The 12146-nt window shown below is 74.5% G+C and carries 7 protein-coding genes and 1 pseudogene; 6 read left to right on the top strand and 2 right to left on the bottom strand.

Going from position 1 to position 12146, the window contains the following annotated elements:
* The 6 genes from IE330_RS35165 to IE330_RS35190 form a co-directional block, all read left to right on the top strand.
* The coding region (locus IE330_RS35165) for a MinD/ParA family ATP-binding protein (RefSeq protein WP_229926145.1) at positions 1-2072 on the top strand (2072 nt) is incomplete at its 5' end.
* A 490-nt stretch (positions 2073-2562) separates the two neighbouring features.
* Positions 2563-4482 carry an ABC transporter substrate-binding protein gene (locus tag IE330_RS35170; RefSeq protein WP_229926146.1) on the top strand — a complete coding sequence of 640 codons (1920 nt, stop codon included), beginning with the start codon at positions 2563-2565 and terminating at the stop codon, positions 4480-4482.
* A 285-nt stretch (positions 4483-4767) separates the two neighbouring features.
* On the top strand, positions 4768-5871 hold the full coding sequence (locus IE330_RS35175; RefSeq protein ID WP_229926147.1) for an ABC transporter permease: 1104 nt from the start codon (positions 4768-4770) through the stop codon (positions 5869-5871).
* Positions 5868-6803, top strand: coding sequence for an ABC transporter permease (locus IE330_RS35180; protein WP_190140245.1), 936 nt, complete (start codon positions 5868-5870; stop codon positions 6801-6803). The genes IE330_RS35175 and IE330_RS35180 overlap by 4 nt, the downstream gene beginning before the upstream one ends.
* Entirely contained in the window at positions 6800-7852 is a 1053-nt protein-coding gene (locus IE330_RS35185) for an ABC transporter ATP-binding protein (RefSeq protein WP_373314807.1), read from the top strand. The genes IE330_RS35180 and IE330_RS35185 overlap by 4 nt, the downstream gene beginning before the upstream one ends.
* 55 nt (positions 7853-7907) lie before the next feature.
* On the top strand, positions 7908-8936 hold the full coding sequence (locus tag IE330_RS35190; RefSeq protein ID WP_190140246.1) for an ABC transporter ATP-binding protein: 1029 nt from the start codon (positions 7908-7910) through the stop codon (positions 8934-8936).
* A gap of 65 nt (positions 8937-9001) precedes the next feature.
* On the opposite strand, the gene IE330_RS35195 is transcribed toward IE330_RS35190, so the two are convergent.
* The gene (locus IE330_RS35195; protein WP_190140247.1) at positions 9002-9961 is read right to left on the bottom strand and encodes a bifunctional riboflavin kinase/FAD synthetase; all 960 of its coding nucleotides are present in this window, start codon (positions 9959-9961) and stop codon (positions 9002-9004) included.
* A 143-nt stretch (positions 9962-10104) separates the two neighbouring features.
* Positions 10105-12146, bottom strand: a pseudogene (locus IE330_RS39435) (serine protease); the annotation flags it as partial.

The raw sequence follows: 12146 nt of genomic DNA on the forward strand, positions 1-12146 counted from the left end.
CGACGGCCGCGCCGCAGTGGCCCGCGCCCGGCCCGCGGGGCCCGGCCGCCACGCCGCCCGCGCAGCCGCCCGCCGAGCCGCAGCTCGCCGAGCCGCAGGCATCCACCGGGCCGCAGGCACCGGTCCAGCCGCAAACTCCGGTCCAGCCCCAGGCGTCCAGTCAGCCCCAGGCGACCGTCCACCCCCAGCCCTCCGTCCACCCCCAGCCCTCCGTCCACCCCCAGCCCCCCGTCCAGCCGCAGGCCCCCGTCGAGCCCCAGGCACCCGCGCCCGCCCCGCAGGGCTGGGCCACGCCCACCGGCCCCGCCACGACCGCCCCTCCGGCCGCGCCCGAGGCTCCTCCGACCACGCCCGAGGCTCCTCCCGCCGCGCCCGACACCCCGGCGCCCGGTCCGGGGCCCGCGCCCGCGCCCGCGCCCGCGCCCCAGGGCGGGTACGGCTTCCCCACGCCGGACGTGCCCGTGCCGCAGGCCGGTTACGGATTCCCCACGCCGGGCGTGCCCAACGCGGCCACTCCGCAGGCCGGTTACGGGTTCCCCCAGGCCACTCCCCCGGCGCCCGCCTCGCAGCAGCCCGCGCAGCACGCCGCGCAGGCCACACCCCCCGTACAACCCCAGGCACACCAGCCCCAGGCCCAGCCCCAACCCCAGCAGCCGCTTCCCCCCGCGCAGCCGCTGCCCCCCGCGCAGGCCCAGCCGTACCCCCAGGCCACCCCCGCGGCGCAGCCGCCGCACGTCCCGCACGCCCCCGTCGACCCGCGTGCCGGGACCGCCTGGCCGCAGCCCGTGCAGCACGACCAGCGCGAGCGCACCAACCCGGGCGCCCCGCTCGGGTACACGGCGGCCGTGGAGCTGTCCTCGGACCGGCTGCTGAACAACAAGAAGCAGCGGACCAAGAGCAGTCGGCCCGTCGGCGGGTCCCGGTTCAAGTTCGGCGGCAAGAAGGAGGAGGCCGAGCGGCAGCGGAAGCTGGAGCTGATCCGCACCCCGGTCCTGTCCTGCTACCGCATCGCCGTCATCAGCCTCAAGGGCGGCGTCGGCAAGACCACCACGACGACCGCGCTCGGCTCCACCCTCGCCAGCGAGCGGCAGGACAAGATCCTCGCGATCGACGCCAACCCGGACGCCGGTACGCTCGGCCGCCGCGTCCGGCGCGAGACCGGCGCGACCATCCGCGACCTGGTCCAGGCGATCCCGTACCTCAACTCGTACATGGACATCCGGCGCTTCACCTCGCAGGCGCCGTCCGGCCTGGAGATCATCGCCAACGACGTCGACCCGGCCGTGTCCACGACCTTCAACGACGAGGACTACCGGCGCGCGATCGACGTCCTCGGCAAGCAGTACCCGATCATCCTGACGGACTCCGGCACCGGGCTGCTGTACAGCGCGATGCGCGGGGTGCTCGACCTCGCCGACCAGCTCATCATCATCTCCACGCCCTCCGTGGACGGGGCGTCCAGCGCCTCGACGACCCTGGACTGGCTGGCCGCGCACGGGTACGCGGACCTGGTGCAGCGGTCCATCACGGTCATCTCCGGGGTCCGCGAGACCGGAAAGATGATCAAGGTCGAGGACATCGTGGCGCACTTCGAGACGCGGTGCCGCGGGGTCGTCGTGGTCCCCTTCGACGAGCACCTGGCGGCCGGGGCCGAGGTCAACCTCGACATGATGCGGCCGAAGGTGCGGGAGGCGTACTTCACGCTGGCCGCGATGGTGGCCGAGGACTTCACCCGGGCGCAGCAGGCGCAGGGGCTGTGGACCTCGGACGGGAACCCGCCGCCGCGGGTGGCGCCGCCGCTGCCGGGCCAGGGGTACGCCGCCCCGGGGGCGCAGCAGCCGTACGCGGGGCCGCCCGCCCCCGCGCCGGGCGAGCAGGGCCCCGGCCCGGGGGGCGCGCAGGCCCCGTACGCGCCGCCGCAGCAGCCCGGGTCCCCGCAGGGGTGGCAGACGCCCGCGCCACCCCAGACGGCCGTACCGCCGCAGGCAGCCGTCCCGCAGCAGCAGGGCGCCGTGCCGCCGCAGCAGGGGGCCGTGCCGCCGCAGGCGCCCGGCGCCCCGCAGCAGGCATAACCCCCGGCTCCCCCGTACGGAGCACACGGGCCCGCACCTCCACCGGTGCGGGCCCGTTCGCGTGCGGACCCGCCGACCGCGGGGCGAGCGGAGGGCGTAGCCCCTGACCGGGCCGTCATCCTCTGGCCTGGGGTGCGTCAGAGGTCTTGACCAATGCGGATGAAATCCCGGTCAACTCGTTATTTCCGCAGGCCACATGGGGTTCACCTGCCGTTGACGCGTGCAGACTGGCGCTGGTAGACACACAGCATCCAGCGGGCACTCCCTTGATCGACCAGTTGACCGACCAGTCGCACCCACGTCGCACACCAGTCGCACACCGAGCCCCACAGACAGCCGCACGCTCCCCGAGCCGCACACGAGCCGCCCCCCCCCCAGCCGCACCCTGTCGCATCCCGAGCCGTACGCAGCCGCACTCAGCCGCAAGCAGCAGCCGCACCCAGTCGCACAAGCCCTCTCCGCGCGAGCGATGACGCGAGGTCACCGAGCCATGGACACACAGGACCAGCACGGCAGAACCAGTACCAGCAGCCACGGCGGCGCCCGCCCCGGCCCCGGCCCGCGCGGGACACGCGGGACGCGGCGCGGCCGCTCCCCGCTGCTCCTCGCGGGCGGCGCCCTCGCCGCGCTCGGCCTCACCGCCGGGCTCGCGACACCGCTCAACCCGGCTCCCCGGCAGGCCGAGGCCAAGGCCGACGGGAAGAAGACCCTCACGGTCGCCGTCGCGCAGAGCGTCGACTCGCTGAGCCCGTTCCTGGCGCAGCGGCTGCTCAGCACCAGCATCCACCGGCTGACGTACGAGTACCTCACGAATTACGACGTCAAGGACGCCCGCGCGATTCCGGGGTTCGCCACGAAGTGGGAGCCCTCGGCGGACAAGCTCACCTGGACGTACACCATCCGGTCGAATTCCACGTGGTCGGACGGGAAGAAGGCGACCGCCGAGGACGCCGCCTGGACCTTCAACAAAATCATGTCCAAAGAGGGCACCGCCACGTCGAACTCGAACTTCGTCACGAATTTCAGGAAGGTGACGGCGCCCTCGCCCACGAAGCTCGTGATCGAGCTGAAGAAGCCGCAGTCGACCATGGCCGCGCTCGACGTTCCCATCGTGCCCAAGCACGTCTGGGAGAAGGTCGACGACATCGCGAAGTTCAACAACGACAAGGACTTCCCGGTCGTCGGCAACGGGCCCTTCGTCCTCACCGACTTCAAGGTCGACCAGTACGTGAAACTGAAGGCCAACAAGAAGTTCTGGCGCGGGGCGCCGAAGTTCGACGAGCTGGTCTTCAAGACGTACAAGGACCAGGACGCCGCCGTCGCCGCCCTCAAGAAGGGCGAGGTCTCCTTCGTCGCCGGGCAGCCCGCGCTCACGCCCGCGCAGGCCAACGGCCTCAAGGGTGAGCCCGACGTCAAGGTGAACAACGGCCCGGGGCGGCGGTTCTTCGCCATCGCCACGAACCCGGGGGCGCGCACCCTGGACGGGAAGAAGTTCGGCGACGGCCACCCGGCGCTGCTGGACAAGCGGGTCCGGCAGGCGCTGTTCCTCTCCGTCGACCGCGGGACGATCGTCGACAAGGTCTTCCAGGGCAACGCCGTCGAGGGCGCCGGCTACATCCCGCCGCGCTTCTCCGACTACGCCTGGAAGCCGTCCGCGGAGCAGGAACTGACGTACGACCCGAAGCGGGCGGCGAAACTCCTCGACGACGCCGGGTACGAGAAGAACGGCGACGGCAAGCGCGTCGGCAAGGACGGCAGGCCGCTCGACTTCCGCATCCTGTGCCACGCCACCGACCCGAACGACAAGGCCGTGGGGAAGTACCTGAAGGAGTGGTGGGGCGATCTCGGCATCGGGCTGAAGGTGAACTGCCTCGACGACGTGTCCGTGCCCTGGTACGCCGGGGAGTACGACCTCGCGTTCGACGGCTGGTCGGTGAATCCGGACCCGGACTTCGTCCTCGGCATCCACACCTGCGCCGCCCTTCCCGAGAAGGCGAAGGAGAGCGCCGCCACCGACAACTTCATCTGCGACAAGAAGTACGACGAGCTGTACGAGAAGCAGCTCGCCGAGTACGACCCGGACAAACGCGCCGCGATCGTCAAGCAGATGCAGTCGTGGCTGTACGACTCGGGCTACATGAACGTGATCGCGTATCCGAACGCCGTCGAGGCCTACCGCACCGACCAGATCGCATCCCTCACCACCATGCCGTCGGCGGCGGGAAACATTTACGGCCAGGACGGCTATTGGAGTTGGTGGTCGGCGACCCCGGCGAGTGGGAAGGGGAATTCCGATGGGGGCGGCTCCACCGGTGTCATCATCGGTATCGCCGTCGCCGCGGCCGTGCTCGCGGGTGCCGGGGCCCTGGTCGTCCTGCGCCGCCGCGCCACCGCGGACGACCGCGAGTAGCCGCGGTCGAGGCCGGCACGGCCGCGGCCGCACGGGCCACGACCGCACGGGTCAGGACCGCACGGGTCAGGACCGTACAAGCCAGGACGACAAGGGCCAGGACCGCACGAGCGAAGACCGGGGCAGCCGGGACCGCCGCAGCCAGGAGCGGAACGGCGGGGCCCCGGGAGCCACCGGGCCCCCGGCCCCCGGACAGCCGGGCCCCGACCGAACAGCCGAGGGGGCGGGCGAGTGAGCGAAGGAGCGCGCATGACGAACGACGACTCACCAGGCCGCGAGTAGCGCATGGCCGCGGCAGACAACAATCCGGCGGCGATCCTCGCCGCCGAGGCCGAAGCCAGGTCCGGGGCCGGGCCCGGTGGGCCCGCCGCGCCGGCCGGTCCTCGGGGCCGCGGCCCCCGCGGGCGCGACACGACCGCCTATCTGAGGTACGCCGGGGGCAAGCTCGGCGGCGCCCTCGTCTCGATGTTCGCGGTGCTGGTGACGAGCTTCTTCCTGTTCCGCCTCATCCCCGGCGACCCGGTGAAGCAGATGACCGGCGGACGCCGCGTCTCGGCCGAGCAACTGGCCGCCATGCGACAGGAGTTCGGGCTGGACGACCCGGTGTGGAAGCAGTTCACGGACTACGTGGGCAACGTCCTCACCGGCGACTTCGGCACCTCGTACCAGTTCCACGCGCCGGTCATGGACAAGATCACCGAGGCGCTCGGGCCGACGCTGTGGCTCACCGGGACGGCGTACGTCCTCTACACGGTCATCGGCATCTGGCTGGGCACGCGCACGGCGTGGCGCAACGGACGGCTCGGGGACCGGTTCCACACCGGGCTCGCCCTGACGCTGTACTCCGTGCCGTCGTTCTGGCTCGGGTTGCTGCTCATCATCACCTTCTCGGTGGGCGCCGGGCCGCTGCCGGGGCTCTTCCCGACGGGCGGCATGGAGAGCGGCGACGAGACCGGCTTCGCGTACGTCCTGGACGTGGCGCACCACATGGTCCTGCCGGTGCTGACCCTGGTCGCCGTGGGCTACGCGCAGACGCTCCTGGTCATGCGGTCCTCGCTCCTGGACGAGATGGGCGGCGACTACCTGACGACCGCGCGGGCCAAGGGCCTCCGCGACGACCTGGTGCGCCGCCGGCACGCCGTGCCGAACGCCCTGCTGCCCACGGTCACGCTGATGTTCGTGAACCTGGGCACGGTCGTGGCGGGCGCGATCCTCGTGGAGACCGTCTTCTCCTGGCCGGGGCTCGGCGGGCTGTTCTACCAGGCCCTGAGCGTGCCCGACCTGCCGCTCGTGCAGGGCCTCTTCTTCGTGTTCGCCACCGCGGTGATCCTCATGAACACCGTGGCCGACGTGATCTATCCGCTGTTCGACCCGAGGGTGGGCCGATGACGAGCGACACCGCGGCCACGGCCGCGACACCGGCCGCGGCCAAGAGCCCGCGCGCCCTCGCCCGGGCGCGCCGACGGCACTCCGCGGTCCGCTTCTGGCGCGCGTACCGGACGCACAAGGCCGGGCTCATCGGGCTCGGCACGCTGGTCGTGATCGCGCTCGCGGCGCTGTTCGCGCCGCTGCTCGTCGGCGCCGACGCGCAGAGCGTGACCGACGCGCCCGGCGAGGCGATGCGGGCGCCGACCGGGGAGTTCCCGCTGGGCACCGACCAGTTCGGGCGCGACCTGCTGGCGCTGCTCGTGTGGGGCGCGCGGATCTCGCTGACGGTGGGGCTGCTCGCGGCGTTCCTGTCCGTCGCCATCGGCACGGTCGTCGGCATCACCGCGGGCCACTTCCGCGGCTGGTACGCGACCGTGATCATGCGGGTCACCGACTGGTTCCTGGTCATGCCGACGCTGGTGCTCGCGATCGCGCTGGCGTCCGTGATGGACCGCTCCCTGTGGACGATCGTCGTGGCGATCGGCGTGACGACGTGGCCGACGACGGCCCGCCTGGTGCGGGCGCAGACCCTCGCCGTGGAGTCGCGCCCGTACATCGAGCGGGCCCAGGCGCTCGGCGGCGGCCACGGGCACATCATGACCCGCCACGTGCTGCCCAACGTGATGCCGCTGGTGCTCGCGCAGACCACGCTGGTCATCTCCAGCGCCATCCTCACCGAGGCGACCCTCGCCTTCCTCGGGCTCGGCGACCCCACGGTCGTCTCCTGGGGCGGCCTGCTCCAGGACGCCCGCGAGGCGGGCGCGGTGAGCGCGGGCGACTGGTGGTACCTGGCGCCGCCCGGCATCGCCATCGCCGTGGTCGCGCTCGCGTTCACGCTGTGCGGGCGGGCCGTGGAGTCCGTGCTCAACCCCAGGCTGGGAGTGACCCGTTGACCACCGAACACGACGTCACCACGGCCACGGCGCCCGCGTCCGGGCGGGGCGCCGCGCAGCCGCTGCTCGACGTCAGGAACCTCGAAGTGACGTACGCGTCCGGGGCCGCCGCCGTGCGCGGCGTCGACCTGACCGTGGACGCCGGGCGGAAGCTGGGCGTCGCCGGCGAGTCCGGCTGCGGCAAGTCCACCCTCGCCCTCGCCCTGCTGCGGCTGCTGCCCGCCGGGACGCGGGTGACCGGGGAGATCCTGCTCGACGGCGAGGACGTGCTCACGATGAAGTGGGGCCGGGTGCGCGCCGTCCGCTGGGCGGGCGCGTCCATCGTCTTCCAGGGCGCCATGCACTCGCTGAACGCGGTCCACAAGATCGGCGACCAGATCGCCGAACCGATCCTGCTGCACAAGAAGGCGACCCAGGCGGGCGCGCGGAAGAAGGCCCGCGAGCTGCTCGAACACGTGGGCCTGCCGGGCGCCCGCGCGGACGCGTACCCGCACGAGCTGTCCGGCGGCCAGCGCCAGCGCGTGATGATCGCCATGGCGCTCGCCTGCGACCCGCGCCTGATCATCGCCGACGAGCCGACGACCGCGCTCGACGTGATGATCCAGGCGCAGATCCTGCGCCTGATCGAGCAGCTCGTCGCCGAGCAGGACCTCGGCCTCGTCATGATCAGCCACGACCTGGCGGTGCTCGCCGACACCTGCGACCGGCTCGCGGTGATGTACGCGGGCCGGGTCGTCGAGGAGGGCCCGGCCCGGGACGTGTACGAGCGGGCGCAGCACCCGTACGGCAAGGCCCTGTCGGCGGCGTTCCCGCGCATCGGGGACGCCGGCTCGCGGTTCGCGCCGCGCGGGCTGCCCGGCGACCCGCCGGACCCCTCGGCGCTCCCCGCGGGCTGTACGTTCCACCCGCGCTGCCCGGTGGCCCTCGACGTCTGCGGCACCGAGGACCAGTCGCTGCGCGCGGCGGCCCCGGCCCACCTGGCGGCCTGTGTGCACGTGGGCAGCCCGGTGCCGCAGCAGGCCCCGGCGGCGGCGGAGGGCGCGCCGTGACGGGGCCGCGCACCCTGTTCAGCCCGCCCGTGCCCCCGGCCGCGAGGAGACGCGCATGACCACCGGAGCCACCCTTGAGCCGCCCGCCCCGCCGGCCGCCGCGGCACCGCTGCTCACGGCCGAGCGCCTGCACGTCACGTTCCCCGGGCGGCACGGCGCGGACCCGGCGCGGGCCGTGGACGGCGTGGACCTCGACGTGCGGCCGGGCGAGATCGTGGCGCTCGTCGGCGAGTCCGGCTGCGGCAAGACGACGCTGGCGCGCTCGCTGCTCGGCCTGGTGCGGCCCACGTCCGGCCGGGTCACCTTCGGCGGCAGGCCGCTCGACTACCGGGGCCGCGCCCTGAAGGCGTACCGCAAGCGCGTCCAGCTCGTGCTCCAGGACCCGAGCGGCTCGCTGAACCCGCGCCACACGGTGTACGACGCGGTGGCCGAGGGGCTGCGCATCCACCGGTACGGCGGGAACGAGCGAGCGGCCGTCGCCGAGGCCCTGGCGCGGGCGGGCCTGCGCCCGCCGGAGCGGTTCTTCCTGCGCTACCCGCACGAGCTGTCCGGCGGCCAGCGCCAGCGCGTCGTCATCGCGGGCGCGCTGGTCCTGGAGCCCGAGCTCATCGTGGCCGACGAGCCGGTGGCGTCCCTCGACGCGTCCGTGCGCGGCGAGATCCTCGCGCTGCTGCTGCGGCTGCGGGACGAGCTCGGCCTGTCCGCCCTCGTCGTCACCCACGACCTGGGGCTCGCCTGGAACATCGCCGACCGGGTGGCCGTCATGTACCTGGGCCGCATCGTCGAGACGGGGCCGGTCGAACAGGTCCTGACGGCCCCTCAGCACCCTTACACCAAGGCACTGTTGTCGGTGCTGCCGGAGGCGCCGGGCGAGCCGGTGGTGCTCACGGGCGAGCCCCCGGACCCGTCCCGCGTCCCGGCGGGCTGCCGCTTCCACGTCCGCTGCCAGGTCCTGGCGAGCGGCGAGGCGGAGCGGGCCGGGGTGGCACACGACTGCCGTACGAAGGACCTGCCGGTCCTTTCGGGCGGGGGCGAGCCCCAGGTGGCCTGCCACTGGGCGACGGCGGTCACGTCCGACGCCTGAGGACGGGCCCGGAGGGCGAGGGGGTCAGTCCGATGCGTGAGGGCGGGCCCGCGGGGCCGGGGGTCTCAGCCCGACGCGCGCTCGCAGTCCTCGATCAGGGTCCGCGCCTTCTTCACGTCGTCGCCGATGGCGACGAGCAGCGCCTCGACGGACTCGAACTTCGCCTGGCCGCGCACGAACGCCTGGAAGTCCACGGCCACGTGCAGCCCGTACAGATCGAGGCCCACGCGGTCGATGGCGTAGGCCTCGACCGTGCGCTCGGTGCCGTCGAACTGCGGGTTCGTACCGACGGAGATCGCCGCGGGCATGGCCTCGCCCTGGGCGTGCAGCCAGCCCGCGTACACGCCGTCGGCGGGGATCGCGGTGTGCGGCAGCGTCTCCACGTTGGCCGTGGGGAAGCCGAGTTCGCGGCCGCGCTGGGCGCCGCGGACGACCACGCCCTCCACCCGGTGCGGGCGGCCGAGGATCTCGCGGGCGCCCGCGACGTCGCCCTCGGCGACGAGCCTGCGGGTCAGCGTCGAGGAGAACGGCGCGCCGCCGCCCGCCTCGCCGCTCACGTACAGGTCGACGACCTCGACGTCGTAGTCGTACGTCTCCCCGAGCTCGGCGAGGACCTGGACGTTGCCCGCGGCGCGGTGGCCGAAGCGGAAGTTGGGGCCCTCGACGACGGCCTTGGCGTGCAGCTTGTCGACGAGGACCTTCACCACGAAGTCCGCGGGCGACAGCTTCGAGAACTCGCTGGTGAAGGGCAGGATCAGCACGGCGTCCACACCGAGCTCGGCCATCAGCTCGGCGCGCCGGTGGTGCGGGGCGAGCAGCGGCGGGTGGCTGCCGGGGCGCACGACCTCGCTGGGGTGCGGGTCGAAGGTGACGACGACCGAGGGGATGCCCAGGTCCCGGGCGCGCTCGACGGCACGGCCGATGATGAGCTGGTGACCGCGGTGCACACCGTCGTAGGAACCGATGGTGACGACGCTGCGCCCCCAGTCCTGGGGGATGTCCTCCAAGCCACGCCAGCGCTGCACTGTTCTCGCTCCTCGCCGAACCCGTCCGCGTCCCGTACGTGTGTACGTTCCTTTGCCGATTGCGCAGGTCTAAGAGTGCCATGCCGACAGGTTGTCGCCCGCATCGGCCGGGGTGGTGGAGCTCACGCCCGCCCGCGGGGCGGCTACACCGACACGGGCACGCCTCCCGCGAGGCCCTCCACCGTGCGGCGCGCGCTGGGGCCGACGAGCGCGGCCCAGTCCTGCGGGGCGTCGGCGATCCAGCGGGCGAGCCGCCCGGCGAACTCCGGCGCGCCCCGGGCGAGGTCCACCAGGACGTGGTCGTACCGGGTCGCGCCCTCGGGGGTGCGGCCGAGCAGCAGTCCGGCGCGCTGGACGAGGTGCCGGTCCCGCTCGGGGTCGCCGCAGCGCCCGCCGACCGCGCGCAGCACCGCCTCGACGACGCCGGGGTCCTGCTCCCGGGCGAGCAGCCGGTCCAGCAGCTCGGCGCGCAGCGGCCGGGACGCCTCCCCGCCGGGCGCCGCGAACACCGGGGCGAGCGCCCGCCGCACCTCCGTGGGCCCGCTCCCCAGCAACGCGGTGACCAGCGGGAACAGGACGGCTCGTACGTCGGGGCCGTGCTCCAGGAGCAGTTCCACGTACGCGGCGGTGGCGCCGGCGGCCTCCGGGCACTGCTCGACGTGCTCGCGCACGAGGCCGGCGATGCGGCGGGCCGGCACGGGCGAGGTGACGTGGGCGAGGTCGCGCAGCAGGTCCCCGGCCGCCGGGTCCGGCCCGCACAGCCGCGCGCGGAACGCGCCGAGCACGAGCTCGGGGTGGGTGGTCAGGGCCGCGGCGAGGGCGCTCGCCGGCAGCCAGGGGTCGCCCTCGGCGAACGCCTTCAGGGCGGTCGGCAGGTGCCGGTCGCGGGTGCGCGGGTCGCGCACGAGCAGGGCGAGCGCCGCGCCGTGCAGGGAGCTGTCGCCGGGGCGGGCGAGCAGGGCTCCCGCGGCGTACCGCAGCAGGGCGCGGTCGGCGTCGCCGGTGGCGTGCCGGGCGGTGCGCAGGCCCCAGACCACGGCGGCGACCCGGCGGGCCGCCCGGTCGTCGTGCGCCCAGCGGTCGACGGCGCGGCACATCGCGGACGGCTCGTCCTCGGCGAGCGCGCCGAGCAGTTCGTCGGCCCGGGTGTGCGCGCAGTCGGCCAGGGCCTCGGTGAGGTCGTCGATGGCGCGGTGCCGGTGGGTGTGCAGCAGGGCCTGCGCGGCGGAGGCGACGGTGGCGTCCGGGGTCGCCCGCAGCGGGCTCTCGTCGGTGAACCAGCGGGTCAGGTGGGGCTGGACGGCGGCGGGCTCGGCGGCGAGGCGCTCGGCCACGGCGTCCAGCACGCGGCCCTCGGTGCCGGGCGGGCCGTCGTGGGGCACCACGGCCCGCAGCAGGTCGTAGCGGTCCTCCTCGGGCAGCGGCAGGGCCATCCAGAACTCCGGCGGGAACGGGCACCGCGCGGCGAGCCGGTGGAGCACGTCCAGGTAGGGGCGCGCGTCCGGGACCCGCGTCAGCACCTCGCCCACGAGGCGCCGGGCCCACCACCGGGCGTCGGCCCGGGGATCGGGCCCCCCGGCGGCGGGCGTGTCCTGCTGGTCCCCGGCTGCCGGCCCGGCCCGCCGGGCACGGACCTCCCCGGCGGAGCAGGACGCCGTGCGGGCCTCGGCGCGGGACCCCGTCCCCCCGGGGCCCGGTCCGGGCGCGTCGAGCACCTCCATGGCCTCCGTCAGGCGGCTCAGGCGGGCCGCGAGCTCCGCCGTCCCGCGCTGCCGCTCCAGGAGCAGCAGCGCCTGGAGGACGGGGCCGATGCGGTGGCGGGGCACCAGCAGGGCGCGGCCGGGGGGCGGGCCGTCGTCGGTGCCGTCGGCGTACCGGTGCACCAGGGACGTCAGCGCGCCGTCCACGTCCAGGTGGGTGCCCTGGAGCCAGTCGGCGACCTCCTCGTGGGCGAAGCGGTAGCCGGGGCCCGCGGGCACCAGCAGGCCCTCCGCGAGGACCGCCGGGGCCAAGGCCACGCAGCCGTCCCGGCCGGGCAGGGCGCCCCAGGGGAACACCTCCTCGAACGCGGCCCGGTCCAGCTCCCCCTGCCCGGGCCCCAGGCACCGCCGCGCCGCCTCGTGGACCTGCCCGGCCACCCGCGCCGCGAGCCGCCGCACGGCGGTGCCGCGCAGGCCGTTCGCCG

This window comes from Streptomyces longispororuber, assembly GCF_014656095.1.
GTDB classification, from domain to species: Bacteria; Actinomycetota; Actinomycetes; order Streptomycetales; family Streptomycetaceae; genus Streptomyces; species Streptomyces longispororuber.

Bases quoted from the DNA above. Each gene is read 5' to 3' on its own strand.
- IE330_RS35170 (WP_229926146.1), top strand. From the start codon at position 2,563: ATGGACACACAGGACCAGCACGGCAGAACCAGTACCAGCAGCCACGGC.
- IE330_RS35175 (WP_229926147.1), top strand. From the start codon at position 4,768: ATGGCCGCGGCAGACAACAATCCGGCGGCGATCCTCGCCGCCGAGGCC.
- IE330_RS35180 (WP_190140245.1), top strand. From the start codon at position 5,868: ATGACGAGCGACACCGCGGCCACGGCCGCGACACCGGCCGCGGCCAAG.
- IE330_RS35190 (WP_190140246.1), top strand. From the start codon at position 7,908: ATGACCACCGGAGCCACCCTTGAGCCGCCCGCCCCGCCGGCCGCCGCG.